This window comes from Mycolicibacterium neworleansense, assembly GCF_001245615.1.
In the GTDB taxonomy this organism is placed as follows: domain Bacteria; phylum Actinomycetota; class Actinomycetes; order Mycobacteriales; family Mycobacteriaceae; genus Mycobacterium; species Mycobacterium neworleansense.
Genome location: NZ_CWKH01000001.1, coordinates 2,014,375 through 2,039,620 on the forward strand (window position 1 = coordinate 2,014,375; position 25,246 = coordinate 2,039,620).

Annotated in this window: 26 protein-coding genes; 8 read left to right on the top strand and 18 right to left on the bottom strand. The window is 66.5% G+C overall.

Annotated elements, in window-relative coordinates; all coding sequences use genetic code 11:
• Positions 1-11: 11 nt before the first annotated feature.
• The 4 genes from BN2156_RS09490 to BN2156_RS09505 all read left to right on the top strand — a co-directional run bounded on the left by BN2156_RS09490 (position 12) and on the right by BN2156_RS09505 (position 3,776).
• Positions 12-1,151, top strand: a complete 1,140-nt coding sequence (locus BN2156_RS09490; protein WP_090512762.1) for a phosphotransferase — start codon at positions 12-14, stop codon at positions 1,149-1,151.
• A gap of 42 nt (positions 1,152-1,193) precedes the next feature.
• A complete protein-coding gene (locus BN2156_RS09495; protein WP_090515703.1) occupies positions 1,194-1,751 on the top strand; it encodes a TetR/AcrR family transcriptional regulator in 558 nt (185 codons plus the stop codon).
• A gap of 136 nt (positions 1,752-1,887) precedes the next feature.
• Positions 1,888-3,372: an aldehyde dehydrogenase family protein gene (locus BN2156_RS09500; RefSeq protein WP_090512764.1), complete on the top strand. Its 1,485-nt coding sequence runs from the start codon at positions 1,888-1,890 to the stop codon at positions 3,370-3,372.
• Positions 3,369-3,776 carry a nuclear transport factor 2 family protein gene (locus BN2156_RS09505; RefSeq protein ID WP_090512767.1) on the top strand — a complete coding sequence of 136 codons (408 nt, stop codon included), beginning with the start codon at positions 3,369-3,371 and terminating at the stop codon, positions 3,774-3,776. Before BN2156_RS09500 ends, BN2156_RS09505 begins: the two co-directional genes overlap by 4 nt.
• A gap of 83 nt (positions 3,777-3,859) precedes the next feature.
• Here BN2156_RS09505 and rlmN read toward each other — a convergent pair whose 3' ends face one another.
• Both rlmN and BN2156_RS09515 read right to left on the bottom strand, forming a co-directional pair.
• Entirely contained in the window at positions 3,860-4,951 is a 1,092-nt protein-coding gene (rlmN, locus tag BN2156_RS09510) for a dual-specificity RNA methyltransferase RlmN (protein WP_090512771.1), read from the bottom strand.
• Positions 4,952-4,964: 13 nt separating this feature from the next.
• Positions 4,965-5,816, bottom strand: a complete 852-nt coding sequence (locus BN2156_RS09515) for a LysR family transcriptional regulator (RefSeq protein WP_090512773.1) — start codon at positions 5,814-5,816, stop codon at positions 4,965-4,967.
• Positions 5,817-5,962: 146 nt separating this feature from the next.
• On the opposite strand from BN2156_RS09515, the gene BN2156_RS09520 reads away from it, so the two are divergent.
• Entirely contained in the window at positions 5,963-6,940 is a 978-nt protein-coding gene (locus tag BN2156_RS09520) for a DMT family transporter (protein WP_407661651.1), read from the top strand.
• On the opposite strand, the gene BN2156_RS09525 is transcribed toward BN2156_RS09520, so the two are convergent.
• The 4 genes from BN2156_RS09525 to BN2156_RS09540 form a co-directional block, all read right to left on the bottom strand.
• The gene (locus BN2156_RS09525) at positions 6,848-7,702 is read right to left on the bottom strand and encodes a phosphatidate cytidylyltransferase (protein WP_407661652.1); all 855 of its coding nucleotides are present in this window, start codon (positions 7,700-7,702) and stop codon (positions 6,848-6,850) included. The genes BN2156_RS09520 and BN2156_RS09525 overlap by 93 nt on opposite strands.
• Before the next feature lie 23 nt (positions 7,703-7,725).
• Entirely contained in the window at positions 7,726-8,283 is a 558-nt protein-coding gene (gene frr / locus BN2156_RS09530; protein WP_090512776.1) for a ribosome recycling factor, read from the bottom strand.
• Between the two features lie 15 nt (positions 8,284-8,298).
• Positions 8,299-9,048 carry a UMP kinase gene (pyrH, locus tag BN2156_RS09535; RefSeq protein WP_090512779.1) on the bottom strand — a complete coding sequence of 250 codons (750 nt, stop codon included), beginning with the start codon at positions 9,046-9,048 and terminating at the stop codon, positions 8,299-8,301.
• A 146-nt stretch (positions 9,049-9,194) separates the two neighbouring features.
• Positions 9,195-9,887: a class I SAM-dependent methyltransferase gene (locus BN2156_RS09540; protein ID WP_090512781.1), complete on the bottom strand. Its 693-nt coding sequence runs from the start codon at positions 9,885-9,887 to the stop codon at positions 9,195-9,197.
• A 45-nt stretch (positions 9,888-9,932) separates the two neighbouring features.
• Here BN2156_RS09540 and BN2156_RS09545 point away from each other — a divergent pair, with 45 nt between their 5' ends.
• Together BN2156_RS09545 and BN2156_RS09550 are read left to right on the top strand one after the other, a co-directional pair.
• Positions 9,933-10,364, top strand: a complete 432-nt coding sequence (locus BN2156_RS09545; RefSeq protein WP_090512784.1) for a MarR family winged helix-turn-helix transcriptional regulator — start codon at positions 9,933-9,935, stop codon at positions 10,362-10,364.
• Between the two features lie 50 nt (positions 10,365-10,414).
• Entirely contained in the window at positions 10,415-11,542 is a 1,128-nt protein-coding gene (locus BN2156_RS09550) for a glycerate kinase (RefSeq protein WP_090512786.1), read from the top strand.
• Here the strand turns inward: BN2156_RS09550 and BN2156_RS09555 are convergent.
• The 12 genes from BN2156_RS09555 to rpsB all read right to left on the bottom strand — a co-directional run bounded on the left by BN2156_RS09555 (position 11,539) and on the right by rpsB (position 24,349).
• Entirely contained in the window at positions 11,539-11,994 is a 456-nt protein-coding gene (locus tag BN2156_RS09555; RefSeq protein ID WP_090512789.1) for a DUF350 domain-containing protein, read from the bottom strand. The genes BN2156_RS09550 and BN2156_RS09555 overlap by 4 nt on opposite strands.
• A gap of 16 nt (positions 11,995-12,010) precedes the next feature.
• The gene (locus tag BN2156_RS09560) at positions 12,011-13,174 is read right to left on the bottom strand and encodes a glutathionylspermidine synthase family protein (RefSeq protein WP_090512792.1); all 1,164 of its coding nucleotides are present in this window, start codon (positions 13,172-13,174) and stop codon (positions 12,011-12,013) included.
• Positions 13,175-13,681 (bottom strand): hypothetical protein, encoded by a 507-nt coding sequence (locus BN2156_RS09565; protein WP_090515708.1) that lies wholly within the window; start codon positions 13,679-13,681, stop codon positions 13,175-13,177.
• A gap of 242 nt (positions 13,682-13,923) precedes the next feature.
• The gene (locus tag BN2156_RS09570; protein WP_090512794.1) at positions 13,924-15,900 is read right to left on the bottom strand and encodes a primary-amine oxidase; all 1,977 of its coding nucleotides are present in this window, start codon (positions 15,898-15,900) and stop codon (positions 13,924-13,926) included.
• Positions 15,897-17,459 (bottom strand): APC family permease, encoded by a 1,563-nt coding sequence (locus BN2156_RS09575; RefSeq protein ID WP_407661653.1) that lies wholly within the window; start codon positions 17,457-17,459, stop codon positions 15,897-15,899. Before BN2156_RS09575 ends, BN2156_RS09570 begins: the two co-directional genes overlap by 4 nt.
• 26 nt (positions 17,460-17,485) lie before the next feature.
• Positions 17,486-18,214, bottom strand: a complete 729-nt coding sequence (locus BN2156_RS09580) for an ABC transporter ATP-binding protein (protein ID WP_090512797.1) — start codon at positions 18,212-18,214, stop codon at positions 17,486-17,488.
• Between the two features lie 7 nt (positions 18,215-18,221).
• Complete coding sequence (locus tag BN2156_RS09585; protein WP_090512800.1) at positions 18,222-18,788, bottom strand: FtsX-like permease family protein; 567 nt, start codon at positions 18,786-18,788, stop codon at positions 18,222-18,224.
• Positions 18,785-19,978 (bottom strand): ABC transporter permease, encoded by a 1,194-nt coding sequence (locus BN2156_RS09590; RefSeq protein ID WP_090512802.1) that lies wholly within the window; start codon positions 19,976-19,978, stop codon positions 18,785-18,787. The genes BN2156_RS09585 and BN2156_RS09590 overlap by 4 nt, the downstream gene beginning before the upstream one ends.
• Positions 19,979-20,123: 145 nt before the next feature.
• Entirely contained in the window at positions 20,124-21,608 is a 1,485-nt protein-coding gene (locus BN2156_RS09595) for an amidase (RefSeq protein ID WP_162490759.1), read from the bottom strand.
• Between the two features lie 23 nt (positions 21,609-21,631).
• Positions 21,632-22,486: an LLM class F420-dependent oxidoreductase gene (locus tag BN2156_RS09600; protein ID WP_090512807.1), complete on the bottom strand. Its 855-nt coding sequence runs from the start codon at positions 22,484-22,486 to the stop codon at positions 21,632-21,634.
• A 186-nt stretch (positions 22,487-22,672) separates the two neighbouring features.
• Positions 22,673-23,500: a translation elongation factor Ts gene (gene tsf, locus BN2156_RS09605; protein WP_090512810.1), complete on the bottom strand. Its 828-nt coding sequence runs from the start codon at positions 23,498-23,500 to the stop codon at positions 22,673-22,675.
• An 18-nt stretch (positions 23,501-23,518) separates the two neighbouring features.
• Positions 23,519-24,349, bottom strand: a complete 831-nt coding sequence (gene rpsB / locus BN2156_RS09610; protein WP_090512811.1) for a 30S ribosomal protein S2 — start codon at positions 24,347-24,349, stop codon at positions 23,519-23,521.
• Between the two features lie 302 nt (positions 24,350-24,651).
• Here rpsB and BN2156_RS09615 point away from each other — a divergent pair, with 302 nt between their 5' ends.
• Positions 24,652-25,149, top strand: a complete 498-nt coding sequence (locus BN2156_RS09615) for a M23 family metallopeptidase (protein ID WP_210436593.1) — start codon at positions 24,652-24,654, stop codon at positions 25,147-25,149.
• The last annotated feature ends 97 nt before the right edge of the window (positions 25,150-25,246 follow it).

Sequence of the window (25,246 nt, forward strand, 5' to 3'; positions counted from 1 at the left end):
AAACTTGCCGAATGCTCACACCGGCGCGCCGCATCGTCCCTGTCGCCGGTCTCGCCGCCCACATCGGCCACGGGGTGCAACGTATCGCAACCGACGCGGCGATCGGGCGCATGCGCGCAATGCCCCGCCGGATCGCCGATCTCGATGCGGTCTACCTGTCCAGACTGACCGGTCGCACGGTCGAGTCGGTGTCGGTCATCGGCGGCGATGCCGGCACATCGTCACGCGCCAGGCTGGCACTGACCGGCGCCGGGCTGCCCGAATCGGTCTTCGTCAAGATGCCCGCCGAGACCGCGGCCACCCGGATGATGGGTGAGCTGGGCCGGCTGGGACACACCGAGGTTCGCTTCTACCAACAGCTGGCCGAGCGCCTGTCCGGCATTCCGCGGGCCTACGGCGCCGCCTTCGACGCCCTCACCGGCCGGTACGTGCTCATGCTGGAAGACCTCGCATCGAGCCCCTGCGAGTTCCCCGACACCCTGCACCCGCTGGACAAGGACCGCGCCGCCATGACGGTTCGACTGCTGGCCCGGGTACACGCGGCGTTCTGGGGCCGGCTGCCGGCGCGCAGCGGCAGCGGGCCGCTGGGCTGGCTGTACTCGGCGTCGGGCGACCACACCTCGCTGATGACCGGCTCACTGCTCAAGCTGTCGACCAAACGCCTGGCCGAGACCACCGACATCCCGGTGGCCGAAGGCCGGTTCATCGACGAGAACTACCGGGCGGCGGCCCAACTGCTGGACCGCCCGCCGCACACCGTGATGCACGGTGACGCACATCCGGGCAACCTGTTCTTCCGCAACGGCGAGGCCGGCCTGCTCGACTGGCAGGCCGTTCGGCGCGGCCATCCCGGCCGCGAACTGGCGTACACGCTGGTCACCTGCATGACCACGGCCGACCGGCAGGCAGCCGAACGCGACCTGCTCGACGAGTACCGACACGCGCTGGCCGCGGCGGGCGGCCCGTCCCTCGATCACGACGAGCTGTGGGAGCGATATCGCCTCGGCGCGATCTACGCGTACGCCGCACCGGTCATCACCGCCGGCCTCGGCGGAATGCAGGACGAAGGCATCGCCGCCGAAGGCGCCAGGCGGGGTGTGGCAGCCTTGGCGGACCTGGAGACTGTGGCAATACTCAAGAAGTTGCTGTGATGGTCCTACCATTTGGTGAACCACATCAACCGAGGCCTGGACGTGAATGAACCTGTAGCCGCACAGCGGGACGCATCAGCAGAAGACACCTCGACGCGCCACCGGATCCTGGTCGCGACGGCCGAGGTGCTGGCCCGAAGTGGCCAGACCAAGCTGAGCCTGTCCGAGGTGGCCCTGCAAGCCGGCGTCTCGCGACCCACGCTCTACCGCTGGTTCGCTGACAAGCAGGAGCTTCTCGACGCGTTCGGTACGTATGAACGCGAGATGTTCGACCACGGCATCAGCCGCGCCACCGTCGGCCTGCGCGGCACCGAGAAGCTCGACGCCGCACTGCGTTTCATCGTGCAGTACCAGCAGTCGTATTCCGGCGTCCGGCTGGTCGACATCGAGCCCGAAGTCGTGATCGCACAACTGGCCAACGTGATCCCGCTGATGCGCGCCCGGCTGCTCAAACTGCTGTCCGGCGCCAACGCCCCGGTCAAGGCCGCCACTGCGATCCGGGTCGCGGTATCTCACTACATCGTGCGAAGCGACGACGGCGATCAGTTCCTGGCGCAACTACGCCACGCCGTCGGTATCAAGCAGCCCGACGCGAGCTGATCCACCTCTGCACTAACCCCTGCCGCACCTCCGCTCTGCCGCCCCGCGAGTCTCTACGATCGCAGAGACTTGTCGATCGGTCAATCCTTTTTCCAAAGGGGTGACACGACACGCAATTTTTGTAAAGCTGTCTCCCATGACTCAGGTGCAGAGCGACACGGGCGTGCTCGCCGGTGACGAGCGGATGCTCATCGACGGCGAGCTCCAATACACCGGCAGTGGTGCGAAATTCGACGTCATCCATCCCGCCACCGAGCAGGTGGCCGGCCAGGCGACCGACGGCACGGTGGCCGACATCGAGCGCGCCGTGGGCGCCGCGCGCCGCGCTTTCGACGAGACGGACTGGAGCCGCGACGTCGACTTCCGATACCACTGCCTGATGCAGCTGCACGACGCGCTGGAGGCCGAGAAGGAGCGGTTGCGCCGGGTGCTGGTCACCGAGGTCGGCTGTCCGGTCACGGTCACGGGCTCGCAGATCGAGGACCCGATCGGCGAGGTCAAGCACTGGGCCGAGCACGGCAAGAACTTCGAGTACGTCGTCGACAACGGCGTGCACCAAACACAGCTGGGTCCGGCGCGCCGCAAGATCGCCTACGAACCGGTCGGTGTGGTCGGCGCAATCACCCCGTGGAACGTCCCGTTCTACCTGAACATCGCCGAGACGGTGCCGGCGTTGATGGCAGGCAACACCGTGGTGCTCAAGCCCGCGCAGCTCACGCCGTGGTCGGGCACCGAGCTGGGCCGCATCGTCGCCGAGCACACCGACATCCCGGCCGGCGTGTTCAACGTCGTCGTGGCAGGCGCCAACGAGGTCGGTGCCGCGCTGTCGGCCGACCCGCGGGTCGACATGATCACCTTCACCGGTTCGACGGCCACCGGCCGCGCCATCCTGGCCGCCGGTGCCTCAACGGTCAAGAAGACGATGCTCGAGCTGGGCGGCAAGTCCGCCCACATCGTGCTCGACGATGCCGATTTCAACTCGGCACTGCCGATCGCGGCGATGATGGCCTGCGTCATGAGCGGACAGTCGTGCATCCTGCCCAGCCGAATCCTGCTCCCCCGCAGCCGATATGACGAGGGCATCGCGCTTCTCAAGGGCGCGATGGAGAATTTCCCGGTCGGGGACCCGTGGACGCCGGGCATCATGCAGGGCCCGCAGATCAGCGCCACGCAACGCGAGAAAGTGCTCGGCCTGATCAAATCCGGAATCGATTCCGGGGCCCGGTTGGTCACCGGGGGCGGCGTTCCGGAGAACCTGCCCACCGGCTACTACACTCAGCCCACCCTGCTTGCCGACGTCGACCCCGATTCACAGGTCGCGCAAGAGGAGATCTTCGGCCCCGTTCTGACGGTCACGCCCTACGACTCCGACGACGAGGCGGTGGCGATCGCCAACAACTCCATTTACGGCCTGTCCGGGGAGGTTTCGTCCGGTGACGTGGACCGGGCCTTCGCCATCGCGCGACGCATCCGGACCGGCAACGTCACGATCAACAGCCGCAGCCACTTCGGTATCAACAGCCCGTTCGGCGGCTCCAAGCAGAGCGGCCTGGGCCGGCGCAACGGCGAGGAAGGCTTCAAGGAGTACTTCGAGTCCAAGACCATCGGCATGCCCGAGTGAGAGACCATGCCGACATCTCAGCCCTGCTGTACCGGTACGCCCGGGCTGTCGACTCCAAGGACTGGGAGCTGTACCGGTCGGTGTTCACCGAGGATGCCCACATCGACTATTCGTCGGCGGGCGCCGTGGTGGGCGGCCGCGAGGAAGTGGCCGACTGGTTCGCCGCCAACTTCGGGGTGATTCCGTGGACCATGCACTACATCACCAACATCGAGATCCTGGACAGCGATGGGGACAGCGCGACCGTGCGGGCGATGTTCTACAACCCCATGCAGCTACCTGGAATGGCCGAGATGAGCGCATGCGGCGGGTACTACCACCACGAACTGGTGCGCACGCCCGACGGCTGGCGCAGTCGCAGCCTGCGCGAGGAGAATCTCTGGTTCACCAACCCGCCGGGTTAGCCCTGACGACCCACGTTGACATTGAATCTGCGCAGACGTCTACTCGACCTTTTGCACCCTCAGTTCAAAGTCAACGCCGCAACTCAGCCCTCGGCGGCCAACTGTCCACAGGCCGCGGCGATCTCACGCCCTCGGGTATCGCGCACGGTGCACGAGACGCCCTTGGCCTGGACGCGTTTGACGAACTCGCGCTCGACCGGTTTGGGACTTGCGTCCCATTTACTGCCCGGAGTCGGGTTGAGCGGGATCAGGTTGACGTGCACCAGCTGCCCCAGTTTGGCGTGCAGCTTCTTACCGAGAAGGTCTGCACGCCAGGGCTGATCGTTGATGTCGCGGATGAGCGCGTACTCGATGGACACCCGCCGGCCGGTGACATCGGCGTAGTACCGCGCGGCGTCGAGCACCTCGTCGACCCTCCACCGGTTGTTCACCGGCACCAGGGTGTCTCGTAGTTCGTCGTCGGGGGTGTGCAGGGACACCGCCAGGGTGACGCCGAGGCGTTCGTCGGCGAGTTTCCGGATGGCCGGGGCCAGACCGACCGTCGACACCGTCACCGACCGCGCACTGATCCCGAAACCGTTCGGCGGCGGCGCGATGATGCGCTTGACAGCCGCCAGAACCCGGTTGTAGTTGGCCAGCGGCTCGCCCATGCCCATGAAGACGATGTTGGACAGCCGTCCGTCGTGTTCGGACCGCATGGCCGACGACGCCGCCCGGACCTGTTCGAGGATCTCGGCCGTGGACAGGTTGCGCATCAGGCCGCCCTGGCCGGTCGCGCAGAACGGGCAGGCCATGCCGCAGCCGGCCTGCGAGGAGATGCACACCGTGTTGCGCTGCGGGTAGCGCATCAGCACGGACTCGAATGTCGTGCCGTCACCGGCACGCCACAGCGTCTTGCGGGTCTCCCCCGCATCGCACTGAATCTGCTTCACCGGATCGATCAGCGTCGGGAAAAGCGCCTCGGCCACCTGGTCGCGCACGGCCGCGGGCAGATCCGTCATCTGCGTGGGATCGGCGATCAGCCTGCCGTAGTACTGGTTGGCCAGCTGTTTGGCCCGAAATTTCGGCAGACCCAGCTCGGCGACGGCAGCAGAACGGCCGTCCTCGTCGAGGTCGGCAAGGTGACGCGGCGGCATACCGCGTCGTGGGGCTTCGAAGACCAGTTCCTGCTTCATGTCTTTTCCAGTATCAGGCTTGTTCGGCGAGAACGTCGTGAACAGTGCGCTCGACGGTGTCCAGGACGTCGGTGTCCACCCCGGCCCGGCCGCGCACGAACACCGACGCGCGGCTGGCCGGGGGCAGCCCCTCGGCCAGACACAACCCGTCGGGCAGGCGGCCGATCATCGGCAGCAGTGCCACGCCCAAGCCGGAACGCACCGCTGCGAACAGGCCGGACAGGTTCGCCGATTCGGCGGCGATGCGGTAGTCGGTCCCGCACCGGTCGAGCGTGGCGAATGTGGGTTCACGCAACGTGCACGGTTCGGAGAACATCACGACCGGCAACGGCTCATTCGGCTGAGTAGCGAAGTTACGGCCCGAAACCCACTTCAGCGCGAGCGTTCCGGAGGCGTGAGCGGGATCCATTCCGGAGCCATCGAGCATCACGGCAAGGTCGACAAGACCGTGTTCGATGGCGTCGGCGAGTGTCACGTTGCGGTCGAGACGAAACCGCAGCCGCCAGTTGGGCAACCGCTCACCGAGTGCCGCAGTGAGCGCGGGCAGCATGACGTCGGCACCGTGTTCGGTGGCGCCGATCAACAGCACCTGCTCCTCGGCCGCACCGAGATCGATCAACGCCGCGTCGTGCGCGGCGAGGATGCCCCGCGCATGACCGAGGACGCGATGCCCCAGCTCGGTGAAGGCGACACCGCGACCGGAGCGTTCGACGACGGGACCGCCGACGACCGCTTCGATGCGCCGCATGTGCTGACTGACGGCGGACTGAGTCATGTGCAACACGGCGGCAGCGCGGTGAAACCCGCCACAGTCCGCCACCGCAACCAGGCTGCGCAGCGGTGCGATGTCCAGCACCTGCCCCATGCGCTCAACGTACTCCGATCAGTGCTTACGATCAAAAGCCAGGCATTTCCCACCATTCACCGAGTTATTCCGACTAATTGATTAGCATCAGCGATCGATTGTGATTGCCGATAATCGTTGGACCGCGCGCACGGGGCTCGCTCACGATGGGGGTCATGCCGCCCAATCCGATGCCGATGCGCACGGCGACGACCGTGACGTTCTTCTACGCCCTGGGTTATCCGATCGGGAACCTGGCTGTACACGCCTTGTCGCCGATGGCGGTGTTGGTGGTTCGTTTCGGGCTGGCGGGCCTGGTCCTCGGCACCTGGGCCGGGGTGGCCCGGGTCGGCTTTCCCACGGGCCGCAAGCTGTTTCACGTCGCGGTGGCGGGCCTGCTCATGCAGGCCGTGCAGTTCTGCGCGCTCTACATCGCGATTCAGCATGGAGCTCCGGCAGTGCTGTGTGCGGTTGTCATCGCGATGAATCCGGTTGCGACTGCACTGCTGTCAGCGATGTTCTTGCGTGACCGGTTGACGCCGCGCCGCGTGGTCGCCCTGGTGCTCGGCGTCGCCGCCGTGTTGGCGGCATGCGCAACGCGCCTGGTCGCCTCGGGTGGGATCGACCCTGCGGTCGGGCTCCTGTTGGTCGCGTTGCTCGGCCTGGCGGCCGGCGGGGTTTATCAGCAGCGGTTCTGCTCTGATGTCGACTTCCGGGCTTCGACGTCGGTGCAGAACGCCGTCGCGTTCATACCCGCGTTGGCACTGGCGCTGAGCACACCGCTCGAGGTCCATGACGCGACGAAGGCGGCGCTGGCGGTGGCGGGCGTGGTGTTGCTCAACGCCATCCTCGGGGTGTCGCTCTATGTGCGGGCCATCAATCTGCATGGCGCCTCCGCGGTGGCGATGCTGTTCTGCGTGATCCCGGCTGTCGCGGGAGTCCTGTCCTGGTTGATGCTCGGCGAGCGGGTGAACGTCGGTATCGCCGCCGGACTGGTTCTCGGTGCGCTCGCGTGCTGGCTGAACGCATCAGGCACGCGCAGCGAGCACGGCCTACGCCAGCAGCGTCAGCACGATCCAGCCGACGACGGCGGACGGGAGCATCGCGTCGATCCGGTCCATGATGCCGCCGTGGCCGGGCAGTAGCGTGCCCATGTCCTTGATCCCGAGGTCACGCTTGATCTGCGATTCGACCAGGTCGCCCAGCACGCCGGTGATGACCAGCAGCAGCCCCAGCGGCACACCCACCCAGGCGGGTTTGTCCAGGAGAAACGCCACCGACACAACGGCGGCGGCGATCCCGAACAGCAGCGAGCCGCCGAGCCCCTCCCAGGACTTCTTGGGGCTGATCGCCGGCGCCAGCAGGTGCTTGCCGAACAGGACGCCCGCGACATAACCGCCGATGTCGGCGAAAACGACGGTCACGATGATGGTGAAGACCCGGGCGCCGCCGTGGTCGGCGAAGATGAGCAACGCGGTGAAGGCCGCGAACAACGGCACCCACGTGGCGAGCAGGATCGTGGCGGCGATATCGCGTAGATAGTTGACCGGTTGCTGGTCCAGGCCCTGTCCGACCAGACGCCACACCATGCAGACGACGATCGTCCCGCCGTAGGCGCCCAGCAGACCCACGGCTCCGTACGGCCAGGTCAGCCAGATCATCGCCTGACCACCGAGCAGCAGCGGGATGACCGGCAATGCGTACCCGTGTTCGCGCAGCCGCCGGATCACCTCGTGGGTGGCGATGGCGATGGCCACCGCGAGCAACGGAAGCCACCACATCGGCGCGAACAGGAGGGTCCCGATCGCCATGGCGCCGAGGATGACGCCGACGGCGATGGCGGCCGGGAGGTTACGGCCGGCCCGGGACTGTTTTTTCTGCGGTTCTCCGACCGGTGCGTTTGTCACGAAAGGTATTTGCTGATCGGCCACTAGACCTCCAGCAGTTCGCCTTCCTTGTGCTTGACCAGGTCATCGATCTGGCTGGTGTAGGTGTGGGTCGACTTGTCGAGGTCCTTCTCGGCCCGGCCGACCTCGTCCTCGCCGGCTTCGCCGTCCTTCTTGATGCGGCTGAGCTCTTCCATCGCCTTGCGGCGGATGTTGCGGATCGACACCTTGGCGTCCTCGCCCTTGGACTTGGCCTGCTTGACCAGGTCGCGGCGACGCTCCTCGGTGAGCTGCGGGATTGCGATCCGGATGATGCTGCCGTCGTTGGTCGGGTTGACCCCGAGGTCGGAGTTGCGGATCGAGTCCTCGATCGCCTTGAGCTGCGAGGCCTCGTACGGCTTGATGACGACCATGCGCGCCTCGGGGACGTTGATGCTCGCCAACTGCGTGATCGGCGTCATCGCCCCGTAGTAGTCGATGTTGATACGGGAGAACATGCCCGGGTTGGCCCGGCCGGTCCGAATGGTGGCCAGGTCGTCACGGGCCACACTTACGGCCTTTTCCATCTTCTCTTCAGCGTCGAAGAGAGTTTCGTCGATCACGTCGGCTTCTCCCGTTTAGGTGGTGACCAGTGTTCCGATCTTCTCACCCGCCACCGCGCGGGCGATATTGCCTTCGGTGAGCAGGTTGAACACCAGCATCGGCATCCGGTTGTCCATACACAAACTGAAGGCGGTGGCATCGGCGACCCGTAGGCCGCGATCGATGACCTCGCGATGGCTGACCTCGGTGAGCAGCTCGGCGTTCGGATCCTCGCGCGGGTCGGCGGTGTAGACGCCGTCGACGGCCTTGGCCATCAGCACCACATCGGCCCCGATTTCGAGAGCCCGCTGCGCAGCGGTCGTGTCGGTGGAGAAGTACGGAAGTCCCATGCCGGCACCGAAGATGACGACGCGGCCCTTTTCCAGGTGCCGCACGGCCCGCAGCGGGATGTAGGGCTCGGCGACCTGCCCCATGGTGATGGCGGTCTGCACGCGGGTGTCGATGCCCTCTTTCTGCAGGAAGTCCTGCAGCGCAAGGCTGTTCATCACGGTTCCCAGCATGCCCATGTAATCGCTGCGCGTGCGTTCCATGCCGCGCTGCTGCAGTTGGGCGCCGCGGAAGAAGTTGCCACCGCCGATGACGACCGCGACCTGGACGCCGCTGCGCACCACCGCGGCGATCTGGCGGGCTACCTGATGGACGACGTCGGGGTCGAGGCCGACCTGGCCGCCGCCGAACATCTCTCCGCCAAGCTTGAGCAGAACCCTCGTATAGAAGGGACGAATGGGTGCTGCGCCCTCGCCGGCGACATTCGGATCCGCCATCGGTCTCCTCGGCACTCCTCGCATGTAGAGAGCCACCCGGGTTACCCCTGGACGGCCTCTCTATCCTGCCCTATGGCGGGCAGCACACCTAGTTCGGGGAGCCTTGGCGGGCGGAGTGTCGCCGGCGGGCGCAGGTCAACCGGCGACTACCCCAGGTGGGCCTGAAGCAACCAGGCGCCGATCGACTTGCGGTCGTTGCCCTCGTCACGGATGTCGGCTCCGGCGAAATCGGCAAAGTTGGCGAATTCCGCTGGTACGTGGGCGTGGATGCGAGCCGGCCGGACGTCGTCGATCACCCAGTACTTGCCGACGACCTCACGCAGTTCGTCCTCGGTGACCGGGTTGGCGGGGCCGGTGTCGCCCATCGTCCCCTTGTCGAACACCAGGACGAAGTAGGAGGCGCCGGGCGCGGCGGCCCGCACGATCGACTGCTGGTAGCCCTCACGCAGTTCCACCGGCATGGAGTGGAACAGCGTGCTGTCGACGATGGTCCCGAAGCGGCCGTCGTAGCCGGTGAACGCGCTGATGTCGGCGACCTCGAAGGTCGCGTTGGTCAGCCCGCGCTTGGCGGCCTCGGCCCGGGCCAACTCGATGGCGGTGGCCGACTGGTCGAGTCCGACCGTGGTGAATCCGCGCTCGGCGAGGTCCAGCGCCGTGGCCGCCTCGCCGCAGCCGGCGTCGAGCACGTCGCCATGGAACTTGCCCTCGGCGATCAGTGCCGCGATCTCGGGCTGCGGTTCGCCGATGCTCCACGGCGGGCGCACCCCGGCGAACTCGGGAGCCTCACCGCGGTAAGCCGATTCGAACATTGCATCTGACATTTCGCTTGGAGTGGTCATACGTCCGGTATATCAACCTGGTTGATATGTGTCAATATGCTTGATATGAACTCCGATATGGGCGGCGTCCTGGAGGAACAGCCACTCGGATACCTGATGTATCGCGTGGTCGCGGTGCTGCAACCCAAGGTCGCCGCGCAGCTGCAACCCCTCGGACTCAAACTCCCCGAGTTCGTCTGCCTGCGAGTGCTGTCGATGGCCCCCGGTCAGTCCAACGCCGAACTCGCGCGGCATACCAACGTCTCACCGCAGGCCATGAACAACGTGCTGCGCGGACTTCAGGACCGCGGCGCGGTGCGCAGACCCGCCACCGTCGACTCGGGCCGCGCATTGCCGGCCGAACTGACCGCCGAGGGCGCCGAATTGCTCAAACGCGCCGAAGCGGCGGTGCTGGCCGCCGAGGACGACGTGCTCGACTCCCTCGACCCCGAGCAGCGCCGCGAACTCAAGCGGCTGTTGGCACATGCCGTGACATGAGCGCGCTCTGCCGCGCCGACCGGCCCCGCAGTCGGTAATGTCCCGGCAGGATGAAGATCGTTCTGGCCCCGGATTCCTTCAAGGAGTCGATGACCGCGTCGCAAGCGGTGGCGGCGATGCGCGAAGGCGTCCGGTCGGTGCTCCCCGACGCCGAATGCGTCGGGGTGCCCATGGCCGACGGCGGTGAGGGCACCGTCGACGCCGTGGTCGACGCGCTCGGCGGCGAGCGTGTCACAGTCGAGGTGAGCGATCCACTGGGCCGCCCCGCACGCGCCACCTACGGCTACGTCGCTGCCCGCCGCCTGGCCGTGATCGAGATGGCCAGCGCCTCCGGCCTGGAGCTGGTGGCGCCCGCGGACCGGGACATCCTGCGCGCCGGCACATTCGGAGTCGGACAGCTCATCATCTCGGCGCTGGATCACGGCGCAACCGAATTGCTGATCGGGATCGGCGGTTCGGCGACCAACGACGGGGGGGCCGGCATGCTCACCGCACTCGGAGTGTCCTTCACCGACACCGACGGTGCGGCACTGCCGCCCGGCGGCGCGGCGCTGGCCCGGCTCCAGCACATCGACATCTCGGGGCTGGATCCCCGACTGGCCGGCGTGACCGTCCGGATCGCATCCGACGTCACCGCTCCCCTGCTCGGAACAGGCGGCGCCAGTGCGGTTTTCGGCCCGCAGAAGGGGGCCACACCCGACGATGTCGACGTTCTCGAGACCGCGCTGGCCCGGCTCGTCGCGGTGACTCGCACCGCGCTCGGGCACGCCCGGCCCGAGCAGCCGGGGGCCGGTGCCGCCGGCGGTCTGGGCTTCGGACTGATGGAATTCCTTGCCGCCGAATGCGATCCGGGTGTCGAACTGATCGCCCAGACCGTGGGTTTGGAACGAGCGCTGGCCGGAGCGGACTGGGTGTTCACCGGCGAGGGCAGCGTCGACGCCCAGACCATGCTGGGAAAGACACCGTTCGGTGTCGCCCGGCTGGCCGCCCGCACCGGTGCCCGGGTGGTGATCTTCGCCGGCCGCGTCGCCCCCGACGCCGACGTCCTGCTGGCCAACGGTGTCGAGAAACTGGTGGCCATCACCGCGCCGGGCACTCCGCTGGATCAGGCGTTGCGCGACGGCCCGGCCGCGTTGACCCGCGCGGCCGCCGCGGTGTGCCGCACGTTGGAACGTTAGAGGATCGCAGCCGCCACGATCAGCCCGAAAGCCAGGTAAGAGGCAGTCACCACCAGAACCTGTGGCGTGAACCGCTCGGAGGCCAGCACCATGCCGATGTCGATGCCCTTGATCGCGCCGATCAGCCGGACCGAGAACGCCTGGGCCGCAATACCCAAGAGACCGAACACCAGCGTCATGACGAGACCCTGGATGAGGTCGCCCGACGAAGAGTAGATGGCGAGCACGATGATGAATGCCATCGACAGCACGCCGGAGGCCGCTACCGCGGCCGCATTGGGTCGGCCGGCTCGCACCAAGGTCCGCAATGGACCGGGTGTGGTCCAGTCGATCACGTAGAAACCCAGGACCATCAGTGCCACACCGACAATCGTGTACAACACGATCGCCGAGACGCCGTGGCCCAGAACCGACCAGTAATCGGAGTCGAGCGCAACCAGGGTGGTTGTCATAGGTATTCCTTCCGGGTCACAGCGGGATACGGTGTGGCACAAAGGCAGCGCCGTTGTCGGTGACGAGACCGGAGGTCTCGCGGATCCCGAGCCCGGCGGACTCGTCGCCGACGATCCAGGCGCCCAACGCGGGCCGCATGTCGTCGAATTGCGGTAGCGGATCGAGCAACTGGTAGACGTAGCCCTCTTCGCCGTACACGCCGCCGGTCTCGGTCTCGAACCCCGCACCCACGATCGTGATGTTGGCGCCCTCACGTCCCAATTTGGGTTTGCGCACGTAGTCGGTCAGCTCGTGCGGGTCATCGACATAGGCGGGCAACAGGTTCGGATGCCCGGGGTACATCTCCCACAGCACCGCCAGGATCGCCTTGTTGCTCAGCAGCGTCTTCCACAGCGGTTCGACCCACATGGTGGCCGGCATCTGTTCGACGGCCCGGCGACCGAAATCGTCATCGAGCATCCACTCCCACGGGTAGAGCTTGAAGATCGACGACATCGGGGCTTCCTCGAGGTCGACGAACCGGTCGAGGTCGGTGTCGAACCCGATGTCCTCGATCGCCAGGCCCACCGTCCGCAGACCGGCCTCGGCCGCACACTCCTGCAGATAGGCCACGGTCACGTGGTCCTCACCACTGAGCTCGGCCCCCGACCAGGTGAAGTAGGTCTCCGCCCCAGGGAGGCGGTCGCGGATCTCAGCCCAGCGGGCAACCAGCTTCTCGTGCAACGAGTTCCACTGATCGTCGGCCGGGTAGACGTCGGTCTTCCAGTGCCACTGCAGGATCGCCGCTTCCAGCAGGGTGGTCGGGGTGTCCGCGTTGTACTCCAGCAGCACCGGCGGCCGGCGGCCGTCGTAGCGCAGGTCGAAGCGGCCGTACAGGTGCGGATCACTGCGCCGCCAGGACTTCTCGATATGCTCCCAGCTCCATTCGGGAAGCCCGAAGTCGCGGTAGCGCCCGGTCAGCACGACATGCTCGACGGCCTCCAGGCACATCGAGTGCAGCACCTCCACGGAGGCCTCGATCGAGAGCACCTCGTCCATGTCGAAGACGTAGTGCACCGATTCGTCCCAGTACGGGCGATCGGCGCCGGTGGCGTCCCGCGCCGGAGTTCCGAAACACATCCCCTGGTCAGCGACGATCTGTTCCCAGCCGGCTCGCGGGGAACTGCGTTGACGGCGCATTCAGCTGCCCGAGCTTCCGCCGTAGCTGGACGACGAACCGAATCCGCCACGGGAGATCGACGTGCCCGACTTGGTCTTGGCCGTGGTGCCCTTGGGTTGTTCGATGGTCCCGCCCCGGGCAATGGTGCCCACCCCGCCGTTGTTGCCGCCGTAGTAGTACCGGTACGGCGAGCCGAGGTAGATGAAGGTGCCCCCGGAGCTGCTGTGCCCGCTGGAGCAATACGAATCGGGCACCACCTCGTTGGTGCCCTCCTTGACGCACGACGCCGCGATCTCCTCTTTGTGCAGCAGGTGGTAGCCGAGCGCGATCACCCCGACGACACCGACCACTGCCACCGAGCCCATCAGGATCTTGCCGTTCCTGGCGGACCGCTCACGGGCCTTCTGCTCCTGCAGCGCGGCGAACTGCGCGGCGGCCTCACGTGCCTTCTGGGCCTTGTCCCGCTGGCGCGCCTCGGCCACGGTCGGCGGCCGCGGCGTAGCCGTAGCCGGATCCTGCCAACGTATCGAGCCGGTCTGCGGATTCGGCCGGTCCTCCTCGCTCGGCTGGAAACCGTCACCTGGTTGGTCTCCCAGACCCATGCACATCCCCCCGTTTCGGCGGTACCCGCCGGCCATCATAAGAGGAGGGCGCAATCGCCGCGCCGCCTACTCGTGAGAACGAGCATAAGGCCCCGTTGCTGCACGAGCAGACACTTATGTACCCGAAAACGCCGGGATCGGGACCCGCGTGCGGTGCCCGTGCCGTGTCAGTGGTGGTGGCACGCCGCCGGCGGTGAGGGCGGAACATCGAGTGCCGGGTTGCCGTCGAAGAATCCCAGCGGTTTGAGCTTGAAGCCGGTGTAGTGGCACGGCATCACCGGCCAGTCCTCCGGGCAGACCACATGGTGGGCACCCACCGTGTACCAGAGCACGACGTCGGTGTCCGTCAGCGGAGCATCGTCGGCGACGTACTGCGGTAGCCCCTGTGGCTCGGCACACTGATACATGTAATCCCCCGCGGCGAAGAGCTCCCTGGGGTGGTAGCGGGTCACCCAGAGGTTGTGCTGGACGAACCGGGCCCGGTCGTAGATCACCGAGCCCTCCTGCACCATCACCGGGACGATGTCCTTGGGCATCAGCTTGTAGCCGACCGGCACGCCGAACTCGTTGAGCTTGGACGGATTGACCACCTTCCAGTAGCGACCGGTCGAGTACTCCCAGTCCCGGGCACCTTCGGACTCCGAGGCCACCAGCGTGTCCCGCGTTATCCAGGCATTGCGGTGCGGGTTCAACTCCGGATTCGGCTCGGGGATCGAATCCACCTCGTACACGCTGTTTCCCGGACCGTCGATGCTCATATCCATGCGAAAGTTGAAGAAGTGCTGATGGTTGGGACCGTACATGCCGGGTGCCACCATCTTGCCCCAGCGCGGGGTCTCGCCGTCGGGAACCGCACCGGTGGTCAGCACCCCGGTCAGCTTGACCTCCATCTCGATGGAGGCATCGTTGTAGAAGTACCAGAAGAAGCCGTACTCGTAATTGCCGACAGTGCAGATCATCGAGATCACCAGCCGCCGGGACCGCCGCACCTCGACCTCCCCGGTGCGGAAATCGGTGTGCTTCCACGAGATGCCGTAGTCCTCCTCGTGCATGCAGATGGCGTTGGGAATGGTGACGGCATTGCCGCTGGAGTCGTTGACCGTGCCGTCGAAGTAGAAGATCTCACCGAGGCAGTCACAGCCCAGGGTCAACGGATTGGCCGAGAAGCCCATTCCGACCTCGCCCATGTCGAAGACATTCTTGTTCCAGTGCGTCGGCGACGAATCACCGTATGGCACCACCATTTCCGACAGCGCAGCGCGATACATGATGGGCCGGACCTCGCCACGGTCGGTGTAGGTCACCTCATGAAGCACCAGACCCTCGCGCGGGTTGAACCCGACTCGCAATGACCATTTCTGCCAAGTGACGTTCCAGCCGTCGACGGTGAAGCTGGCCCCGTGCGGTTGGCTGATGTCGATCGGCTTGACGTCGTCGCGAAACTGAGTGAACGCGGGCCGGTTGTCGGGCGTGAACATGAATTGCCCGGAGTAGTTGCCGCTCTTGGACGGTAGCGGGACCGCCCCGTGGTCCTCGATGTCGAGGATTTCCATGTTGTCGAGGTCGAACGTCACGATCAGGCCTTCGACGGGCCGCGCGTAGCCGTTCTCCGACGGTGCAGCACGCAGGAAGGTCAGCGGCCGGCAGATCAGCGGCGAGTTCTCGTAGTGGTCCTGCGCGCCGTAGTAGCCGGCCGGCCATGGGTCGATCATCGCCAGGCTGAAGTCGGTGACACCCCGTTTGCGCATGGCCTCCTGCCATCGCGGGTCCTCCCGCACCTTCTCCTCCACCCCCGTCATGTGTTCGACGAGATAGGACGGGAACCGGCCGGGAATCGGGTTCCACGAGTCGATCACCCTCGCGTCGAGGTCGACGACAGCCTCGTAGATCAGCTTGGCGGCACCGTCGTACATCGTCACGAACGCCTGACGCGCCACGTCGGCCTCCCCCGAGAACGACAGCGCGGCAGTCTTAGCCGGCTCGGCCAGCTGGATCATCACGAACTTCAATGTCGGTGTGGCGTAGTTCGATTCGGTGATGACGGCTGCGGCCGCCTCGATCTCGGCACCGGTCAGCGGATCCAGTGGATAACGGCCTGCGGCATCGGTGGACTCGGTCGGCACCAGGGTGCTGTCCATGGTCATCGGGGAAGATCCTCCTTGGTTGCGGTCGAGTCGTCGGCGGTGAGGTCGAACACGGCGAGATGGGCCAGGGCGTCCTCCTGCGACACCTTGTGCGCCGAGCGGCGGCCGAAGATGTAGACCACCAGCCCGAGGGCGAACATGCCGACGCTGATGCTGCCGACCCACTTCATCCACTCGGCATCCCCGACCCCGGCACTGGTCAGCCATGATTTCGCGAACGAGTAGTAGACCCCGCCGATGGTGCCGAGGGTGCCGACGATCACGGTGATCCAGACGCCGACCATGCCGCCAGGGATGCGCCAGAACTTCTCGTTCGCATAGCGATCCGCGTACTTCTTGCGGGCGATGACGACCGGAATGAGGAAGAAGAAGCCAGAAAGCAGCCACACGGTCGACAGGCCACCCTGGAGGAAGATCGTCGTGTTGACCAGGCTGCTCTGCGAATACAGGCCGACGATGAGCAGCGACGAGATGACGCCCTGGATCAGGATGGCGGACACCGGGTTACGGGTGCGCGGGTTGAGATGGGTGAAGATGCGCGGCAGGTGCCGCTCCAGCCCGGAGACGAAGATCAACCGCGAGTAGGCCACCTGATACGTCATCAACGCGACGACGATGACCAAGGCGAGTACGACCGCGCAGATCTCCATCAGCCCGGGGAATCCCGCGACGTCGAGCATCCCGATGACACCTGTCACGGCGTCGATCTCGGCGGTGGGCAACGCCATCATCGTGCCCAGCGTCGTCATCAGGTAGATGGCGACCAGCGCCGTCGAACCCCACAGGATCATCCGCGGGCCGCTCTTACGCACCGACAGGAACTCCGCACCCATGTTGTACGGCGTCTCTACACCGAGCAGGTAGAGCAGCACGGTGCCGTAGAGGAAGCCCGATACCGCGAAGTTGGGAATCGTCGCCTCGGACCAGCTGAACGGCGTCGCCGAACCGTTCTTCACCGCGAAGAGCACTCCCGAGATGAAGATCGTCAGCGCGAGGATGCCGAAGACCACGAAGACGACGTTCATGATCCGTTGGTTGGCGGCCAGCTTCGCCAAAGCCAGGCCGACAACCGTCCACAGGATCACCAGCTGCAGGATGACGCTCGTCATCACGCCGAGCTCGGTGTGGAAGGCCAACAACAGGAAGGACAGCACCACCGCGGGCGATGACGCGGCATTGAGGATCACCGGCACCCACGACAGGTAGCCGCCGACGAAGCCCCAGGTCTCCCCCATCGTCCGGGTGGCCCAGATGTAGACACCGCCCTGGCCGGGCCACAGGTTGCCCAGTTCCACCACGGCCATGCCTGCGGGGACCAGGAAGGTGAGGATGCCAAGCACCCACATGGGGATGGCGGTCCATCCCCCTGTCGCCATCACCGAGGAACCGGTGATCCAGCAGATGATGAAGACATAGGCCGCGGTCAGGCCGAAGGTGCTCATCACCTTCGGCAGGATCTGTTCGGGGACCAGTTCGGTCGTCATCAGCTTGTCACGCTCTGACGGCGCCGCGGCCTCGGTCGGATTGCTCCTCGCGTGCGCGGCCAGTTCTTGTGTCATTTGAGTCGTCTCCCAATACCGTTGATTCAGCTGACGATTTGTCCGTCTCGCATCCGGACAACACGGCTCGCTTCATCGGCCACCGTGGGATCGTGGGTGCTTGCGACGACCGTGACGCCCAATGTCGAGCACAGGTCACGCAGCAGGCGCACCACCGTCTCCCCCGTGCGGTGGTCGAGGTTGGCCGTCGGTTCATCGGCCAGCACCAGGGTCGGGCTGCTGATCAGCGACCGGGCGATCGCGGTGCGCTGCTGTTCACCACCCGACATCTTGGTGGGTTGGTGGTGCACCCGGTGCCCGAGGCCCACCAGCTCTAGCAGTTCGGTTGCGCGCTTGCGCAACGACTTCCGGTCGTACGGCTCGAACATCAGCGGCAGCTCGACGTTCTCGACTGCGGAAAGGAACGGGATCAGGTTGTAGCTCTGGAAGATGAAGCCGATGGTGTCGTGCCGCAGCGCGGCGAACTGGCTCTCCGTCAATTGTGCGGTGTCCTGTCCGCCGATCGTGACGGTGCCCTTGGTCGGACGGTCCAGCCCGCCGATGATGTTGAGCAGAGTGGACTTTCCGCTGCCACTCGGCCCCATCAGACAGACGAACTCCCCCGGCATCACCTGGAGTTCGGCGGCGACGAGGGCCTTGACCACCTCGTCGCCGAGCTTGTGCAGTTTCCATACATTGCTGATCTCGATGACGGGCTTCTTGACCGGGTCGGCGTCTTTTAGTGCGGCAGCGGCGGTGTCGTGAAGTGCGGTCATGTTCGGCTCAGCCTCCCGAGGTCAGGGATCGAATGGGTGGACGTGATGCGGCGTTGAAAGTGGGCACGAAACTCGTTGCGACCGCGGCAGCGACGCTGACCCCGACGGCGATCGCCGCGCCGACTGCCAGCCCCGAGTAGGACACCCCAGTGGGCGCCAGGCCCACCAGCGCGACCACGATGCCGGTGACACCTGCGCAGGCCGCACCAAGCAGTGAGCCCAGGACAGCGGCCACCACCGGTTCGACGAGGAGAGCGGCGATCACGGGCGCGCGGGGTATGCCGTTGGCTCCGAGCACGCCGAGTTCACGGGTACGGTGCGCCACCGTTCGGGTGGTGGCCACCGCGACCTCGACCACCCCGACGAGCAGTACGGTGACCGCGATCAGGATCACCGCCCGGTTGATCTCCTCGGCATGCCCCAGTGCCGCCGACTGTGCGCGGATCCCCGACGACATGCCGAACACCAGCACCACCAGGAAGGCTCCGGTGGCAGTAGTCACCACGGGCAGCACCATCTCGCGGATCCGCCGCCGGGCAGACAGCCAGCCGTAGGCCAGGCCCTTGCTGTTCACCTTGCCCCCAGGAGATCGACCGGACGTTGCTGCAGGAGCCGGTGCACGGGCACCAGGGCGCCGACGATGGCCATCGCGGGCAGGAAAGCAGCCACCATTCCGGCCGCCTGGGCCCATGCCGTCAGTGTGGAGATCTCCGGAATCACCAGTGCCACAGCGATTCCTGCTCCGACCACACCCACCACGTAGGCCGTTACGAAGACGATCCCCGACTCGACCAGGAAGAAGTACAGCACCTCGTCGGCCAGGCCGATACTGCTCATGATCCCGAATTCACGCTTGCGTTCGGCCACTGCGGCCAGGAAGGACGACACGGCGATGACGAAGCCCAGAGCCAGTCCGATGGTGGAGATCAGGCCCAGAGTCGAGCCGGTGACCTGCCCCGAGAACAGCGCCGAGAACTTTTGTTCGAAGCTCAGCGGACCCGATCCGCCGACCGTGTCGTAGATCAGGCCGTGCCCGTCCGGTTCCGGCCGCACCGACGGATCTGGGGTGGACGGCAACCCGACGGTGGTACCGAAGGTTTCGGCCAGGTCGCGGCGATGTTCGTCGCCAGGCGGGGCGTCGATCGTCCACCATCCGTTGGCACCCGCCAGCAACCGTGCCAGTGCCGGAGCCACTGCCATCGACTCTCCCGGACCGGAGACCTGCACAACGAGAGGAAGATCGCCGACATCGATCACGTCGCCGGCTGCGACGCCCAGGCGATCGGCTAATCTTGATCCCAAAACTGCTTGGCCCGAGGCGATTTCGTCGCTCCCACGCAACGACACCCGGGTACCGTTGACGACCGCCACCCCCGAGATGGTCAACCTGCCCTGCCAGCCCGCAGGGAGGTCGAATGCCGGCGGCGGCCCATCGGCAACCAAGGCGCGGGCCTCGTTGTCATAGTGCACTCCGGCGGCCGGCACCACCCACAACTGGGCATCACCCAGTACATCGACGACCGAATCGGCCCCGGTGATCGCAAAACTCGCCGAGATGGTGCGCACCACGGTGACGCAGGCGATGGCCAGCGCGATCCCGAGCACCGACAACACAAACCGCTCGGGCCGGCGACGAATGTTGGCCAGTGCGAAGCGAATCAGGCAGCCGAACGTGCCCCCGGTCCGCAAGGCAGTAGTCGCGATCTCCGGCGATCGACGGGCTGTGGATGCTTGAGACGACGGTATCGAAGCTACGGTCTCCACAGTGGGGAATGCTGCGAGCCGCGTGTTTCACCCGAAGTAGATCGGGGTGTCGCGCGAGTTAACACCCGCTGGTTGGCGTTACGTCATGATGTCGCCGACACAACGGATTTCGTCGTCCTCCCGGGCCGAAGAGTTCAAAAACTGCTTATTTCACCGCTTTTCGCGCGCGTTTGCGTGGGGCGGCAGGTGCCGGATCCTGAATACGCGCCCACGGCCTGGCCTCCTCGAGCTCGTAGGCCAGTTCCAGCAGCAGGGCTTCGCGGCCGCGGGTCGCCGACAGCATCATTCCCACCGGGAGACCGGCATCCGTGTGGGCCAGCGGCAGCGAGATCGCCGGATCCCCGGTGGCGTTCTGCAGCGGGGTGAAGGCGACCCAGTCCAGCAGCCGGTCGATGATCTGCTCATAGTCCGCGGTCGGGTCCAGGTGCCCGATCTGCACGGTGGGCTCGGCCAGGGTCGGCATGAGCACCGCGTCGTAGCTGTTGGAGAGCCGTTCGGTGATGCGCCGCGACCGGGCCAGCCGGGTGATCGCCGTGGGGACCCGATGCAGATTGCGCGAGGCGTGCCGTTCCAGTCCCAACGTGAGATTGTCCAGCTTGTCCCGATCGAACGTCGGACCGAACGACCGCTTCCCCCCGCGCACCAACGCATACGCCAGAAACGCCCAGTAGAGCAGGAAATCGTCCTTGAAGCGGGCCGGGACCGGGTTGCCGATCACGGTGATCTGATGGCCGAGTTCCTCCAGCAGCGCGGCGGTCTTGTGAGTCAGCTCGGTCATCTCCGGACCGGCGTCGTGCACCACGGACTGCGTGCACACCGCGATGCGCAGGCGCTGCTTGCCCGGGCGGCTGACGTCGCCGATGGGCGGCAGCTTGGGGTTGCGGTAGACCTTCTCCATCTCGCGGTAGAGCGCGGCGGTGTCACGCACCGACCGGGTGAGCACCCCGTCGGACACGATTCGCAGCGGCATCATCCTCAGATCCTTGTCCTGCGGCAGCCGTCCCCGGGTGGGCTTGAGCCCGACCAGTCCGTTACACGCCGCGGGAATGCGGATCGATCCGCCACCGTCGTTGGCATGCGCGATGGGCACCGCGCCCGACGCGACGAAGGCGGCCGAGCCCGACGACGAGGCGCCGGCTGTGTACAGCGGGTTCCACGGATTGCGTACCGGGCCCAGCCGGGGGTGCTCGCACGACGCGCTGAAGCCGAATTCCGAAAGCCGTGTCTTGCCCAGGGGCACCAGCCCGGTGGCCAGGTAGGCGCGGGCGAAGTCCCCGTTGGCCGTTTCGGGCCGGGGTTCCCATGCGTCGGTACCGCTCATCGTGGGCATGCCCGCGACGGCGGAGTTGTCCTTGACGAAGGTCGGGACGCCGTCGAAATACCCGCCGAAGGCGCTGGGTGCGGCGCCGCGGGCATGGGCGCGGTCGAACGCCTCGAATGCCAGCCCGTTGAGGGTGGGATTGACCGCCTCTACCCGCGCGACGGCAGCCTCGATCAGGTCAGCGGCGGATACCCGGCCGGCTCGCAGTTCCTCGACCAGGCCGACTGCGTCGTGCTCGCCGAGCGCATCGTCGCCGAAGGCACTCACACGGGTCGGGGCTTTTCGCGCTCCGCGCTGACCGCTAGTCACGCCCCGACGCTAGCAAGCCGCCCTTACTGCGTCCGAGCCACGCTCTGCAACGCGGCCAGATGCTCGTCGACGGTGCGCAGTCCGGCTCCCATGGTGTTCACCGTGACATGCGTCGCCCCGGCCTTGGCCCAGGCAGCGATATCGGCGGCAGCCTGGTCCGGGTCCCCGGCCCAGCCCACGCGGCCCTCCATCCCGATGGTGGCCGGATCGCGTCCGGCGGAGACGGCGGCACGCTCAACCCGGGCCCGGGCGTCGTCGAGCTCCACGCCGGGACCGACCATCGGGAACCAGCCGTCACCCAGCCGACCGGCGCGCTCCAGCGCCCGTGCCGACGCCGCTCCGAACCACACCGGGATCGGGCGCTGCACCGGCAGCGGGGCGAGGCCGGCACCGGTGACCTGGTGATAGCGCCCCTCAAAGGTGACCGACGATTCGGTCCACAGCCGGCGCATCAGCTCGACCTGTTCCTCGGACCGCTTGCCGCGGTTTCCGAAGTCCTCCCCGAGTGCCTCGTACTCGACGGCGTTCCAGCCCAGTCCGACACCCAGGCGCAGCCGTCCGCCGGTGAGCAGATCGACCTCGGCGGCCTGTTTGGCCACCAGCACGGCTTGGCGCTGCGGCAGGATGATCACCCCGGTCACCAGCTCCAGCGAGGTGACGGCGGCCAGGTAACCGAACATCACCATGGGCTCGTGGAATGTGGTGTACAGGTCGTAGGGCCCCGCCCAGTCCCGGTGGACTGCCGGGTCGGCGCCGACGACGTGGTCGTAGGCCAGGATGTGGGTGAACCCCAACTCTTCGACGCGCTGGCCGTAGGCGCGCACGGCTCCCGGATCGCCGCCGAGTTCCGTCTGCGGAAAAACCACACCTACGCGCATGTCACCTCCAACACCATTCGTACCTGCCACACTCCCACATCGGCAAACCCCCCCGCCCCGCCGTGGGCAACTACCAGGCACCGACCATGTCACGAATGAACAAAACCCCGCGCTTTCCGGGATCGCCGGAATGAGCGCGGGGTTTTGCGGCGGGCGGGCGGGGGGCCGCCCGAGTCCTCTGGAGGGTTAGGCCTGGCCGACCTCGAACCGCACGAAGCGGGTCACGGTGACACCGGCCTCGTCCAGCAGTGCCTTCACGGTCTTCTTGTTGTCGGACACCGACGGCTGGTCCAGCAGCACGACGTCCTTGTAGTAGCCCGTGACGCGACCTTCGACGATCTTGGGCAGCGCCTGCTCGGGCTTGCCCTCTTCCTTCGCGGTCTCCTCGGCGATACGCCGCTCGTTGGCGACGATGTCCTCAGGCACGTCCTCACGGGTGAGGTAGCGGGCCTTGAGCGCGGCGATCTGCAGTGCGACCGCGTGCGCGGCCTCCTTGCCCTTCTCCGCGTCGCCGGCCTGGTACTCGACCAGCACACCGACGGCCGGCGGCAGGTCCGCGGCACGCTTGTGCAGGTAGGTCTCGACCGTGCCGTCGAAGTAGGCGGCCCGACGCAGCTCGAGCTTCTCGCCGATCTTGGCGCTCAGGTCCGCGATGGCCTGCTCGACCGTGGTGTCGCCGACCTTGGCGGCCTTGAGGGCATCCACGTCGTCGGCCTTGGCGGCGGCAGCCGCCGCGACGACCTGATCGGCCAGCTCCTGGAATTCGGCGTTCTTGGCGACGAAGTCGGTCTCGGAGTTCAGCTCGATCAGCGCGCCGTCCTTGGCCGCGACCAGACCCTCGGCGGTGGCGCGCTCAGCGCGCTTGCCGACGTCCTTGGCGCCCTTGATACGGAGCAGCTCGACAGCCTTGTCGAAGTCGCCGCCGGCCTCGACCAGAGCGTTCTTCGAGTCGAGCATGCCGGCGCCAGTCAGCTCCCGCAGTCGCTTGACGTCGGCAGCGGTGTAGTTAGCCATATAAGACTTCTCCTGGAATTACGAAGCGTCAGTGGATGTTTCGGGTGCAGCAGCGGCTTCGCCCTCGGCGGCACCGGCGGTCGCACCGGCCAGCAGCTCCTGCTCCCACTCGGCGAGCGGCTCAGCGCCCTCGGTGTCCTGCTTCTCACCGGCACCCTGGCCGGCGCGGGCCTGCAGGCCCTCGGCCACCGCGGAGGCGACGACCTTGGTCAGCAGGGCGGCCGAACGGATCGCGTCGTCGTTGCCCGGGATCGGGTAGTTGACCTGATCGGGATCGCAGTTGGTGTCCAGGATGGCGATGACCGGGATACCCAGCTTGATGGCCTCGTTGACCGCCAGGTGCTCCTTGTTGGTGTCGACGACCCAGATGGCCGAGGGCACCTTCTGCATGTCCCGGATACCACCGAGGCTGCGCTCAAGCTTGTTCTTCTCACGCGTGAGCATGAGGATTTCCTTCTTGGTGCGACCCTCGAAGCCACCGGTCTGCTCCATGGCCTCAAGCTCCTTGAGGCGCTGCAGGCGCTTGTGCACGGTGGAGAAGTTGGTGAGCATGCCGCCCAGCCAGCGCTGGTTCACGTAGGGCATGCCGACGCGGGTGGCCTCTTCGGCGATGGACTCCTGCGCCTGCTTCTTGGTGCCGACGAACAGGATGGTGCCGCCGTGGGCAACCGTCTCCTTGACGAACTCGTAGGCCTTGTCGATGTAGGTCAGCGTCTGCTGCAGATCGATGATGTAGATGCCATTGCGGTCGGTGAAGATGAACCGCTTCATCTTGGGGTTCCAGCGCCGGGTCTGATGCCCGAAGTGGGCGCCGCTGTCCAGCAGCTGCTTCATGGTTACAACAGCCATGAGTAGATGGTTCCTTTGTATGTCGGTTGTCGCCCGGCGTCGGGTGATGCCAGGCCCTGGTGCCTACTGGTTGCCGAACCCGATCTGGGAAATCCCAGGTCAGGACCGTCGGCATCCGAGTACGACCCCGTTGAGGCAGTCGAATGCGCAGACACGCGAAGTCAGCCCGCTAGCGAGCTGCGGGTAGAAGTTTACACGCTGCTGGGAGGTGCTTTTACCACGCGGCGAAGCCGGGCGCATTCATCCACAGCCCCGGATTCGGGGGCTTCCGAGCCGGCCCTGGCCTGCAGTGAACTGAAGTGGTGAGGTTTGCCGCGGCGATCCTGCTGCTCGCGGTGGCGTGGACATGGCCTGCGGCGGCCCACGCCGAGGGTTCGCGGCTGCAGTGGCCGGTGTCCCCACGACCGGGGGTGACCAGGGGTTTCGATGCCCCCTCCCCCAATTGGAATCGCGGCCACCGGGGTGTCGACCTGGCGGCCGCGCCCGATCAACCCGTCTATGCCGCGGGCGCGGGCACCGTGGTGTTCGCCGGCGTGCTGGCCGGACGTCCGGTGGTCTCGCTGGCCCACCCCGGTGGTCTGCGGACCAGCTACGAGCCGGTGCAGGCCGCGGTCCGGCCCGGTCAGACGGTGCGTGCGGGGCAGCTGCTGGGCAGTCTGCTGGCCGGTCACCCCGGCTGTCCCTCGGCGGCCTGCCTGCACTGGGGCGCGATGTGGGGCGCGGCCGCAAACGCCGACTACGTCAACCCGCTCGGGCTGCTCGCCGAGACCCCGATCCGGCTCAAGCCGCTGAGTGGCTAACCCCTGCACCGCGAGCGTGCGTGTCTGCTGCCCGCCACGCCGCCGCACATCAGCAGTCTGCGCACCCTCGTACCGCACTCAGCGCGGCCTACTGTCG

Bases quoted from the DNA above. Each gene is read 5' to 3' on its own strand.
- BN2156_RS09550 (WP_090512786.1), top strand. From the start codon at position 10,415: ATGAAGATCGTTCTGGCCCCGGATTCCTTCAAGGAGTCGATGACCGCG.
- rpsB (WP_090512811.1), bottom strand. From the start codon at position 24,349: ATGGCTGTTGTAACCATGAAGCAGCTGCTGGACAGCGGCGCCCACTTC.
- BN2156_RS09515 (WP_090512773.1), bottom strand. From the start codon at position 5,816: ATGGGGCAGGTGCTGGACATCGCACCGCTGCGCAGCCTGGTTGCGGTG.
- BN2156_RS09570 (WP_090512794.1), bottom strand. From the start codon at position 15,900: ATGACCATGGACAGCACCCTGGTGCCGACCGAGTCCACCGATGCCGCA.
- BN2156_RS09545 (WP_090512784.1), top strand. From the start codon at position 9,933: ATGAACTCCGATATGGGCGGCGTCCTGGAGGAACAGCCACTCGGATAC.
- BN2156_RS09600 (WP_090512807.1), bottom strand. From the start codon at position 22,486: ATGCGCGTAGGTGTGGTTTTTCCGCAGACGGAACTCGGCGGCGATCCG.
- BN2156_RS09580 (WP_090512797.1), bottom strand. From the start codon at position 18,214: ATGACCGCACTTCACGACACCGCCGCTGCCGCACTAAAAGACGCCGAC.
- rlmN (WP_090512771.1), bottom strand. From the start codon at position 4,951: ATGAAGCAGGAACTGGTCTTCGAAGCCCCACGACGCGGTATGCCGCCG.
- BN2156_RS09560 (WP_090512792.1), bottom strand. From the start codon at position 13,174: ATGCGCCGTCAACGCAGTTCCCCGCGAGCCGGCTGGGAACAGATCGTC.
- BN2156_RS09540 (WP_090512781.1), bottom strand. From the start codon at position 9,887: ATGACCACTCCAAGCGAAATGTCAGATGCAATGTTCGAATCGGCTTAC.
- BN2156_RS09490 (WP_090512762.1), top strand. From the start codon at position 12: ATGCTCACACCGGCGCGCCGCATCGTCCCTGTCGCCGGTCTCGCCGCC.
- BN2156_RS09520 (WP_407661651.1), top strand. From the start codon at position 5,963: ATGGGGGTCATGCCGCCCAATCCGATGCCGATGCGCACGGCGACGACC.
- BN2156_RS09575 (WP_407661653.1), bottom strand. From the start codon at position 17,459: ATGACACAAGAACTGGCCGCGCACGCGAGGAGCAATCCGACCGAGGCC.
- pyrH (WP_090512779.1), bottom strand. From the start codon at position 9,048: ATGGCGGATCCGAATGTCGCCGGCGAGGGCGCAGCACCCATTCGTCCC.
- BN2156_RS09555 (WP_090512789.1), bottom strand. From the start codon at position 11,994: ATGACAACCACCCTGGTTGCGCTCGACTCCGATTACTGGTCGGTTCTG.
- BN2156_RS09500 (WP_090512764.1), top strand. From the start codon at position 1,888: ATGACTCAGGTGCAGAGCGACACGGGCGTGCTCGCCGGTGACGAGCGG.
- tsf (WP_090512810.1), bottom strand. From the start codon at position 23,500: ATGGCTAACTACACCGCTGCCGACGTCAAGCGACTGCGGGAGCTGACT.